1 protein-coding gene is annotated in these 235 nt (G+C 59.1%); it reads right to left on the bottom strand.

Features of this window, described 5'->3' with window-relative positions; genetic code table 11:
* The coding region (locus ACTHSL_RS14260) for a hypothetical protein (RefSeq protein WP_440381762.1) at nucleotides 1–235 on the bottom strand (235 nt) is incomplete at both ends.

Below are 235 nucleotides of genomic sequence, written 5' to 3'. Positions count from 1 at the left end.
AGGCGGATCACCGAGTGGTTGCCCTTGCCGTGCAAAAGGTCGAGCAAGTCATCCATGTCGGTGGCAATTCCCGCCCCGAGCAGTGGGCGCGGCGGATCACCGAAGGTTTTCACCGCCTCTTGCGCCGTCAGGGAGAGCAACTCGCCCTTGGGCTTGATCACCTCATCGCCGATCTTGAACTCATAATCCACGTCGATCATCGAGGAAATCACCTCGCCGCGATACCCTTGTAGTC

This window comes from Neisseria sp. P0008.S010 (genome assembly GCF_051962715.1).
Lineage (GTDB): Bacteria > Pseudomonadota > Gammaproteobacteria > Burkholderiales > Neisseriaceae > Neisseria > Neisseria elongata.
This window is presented reverse-complemented; position numbering and strand designations above follow the sequence as displayed.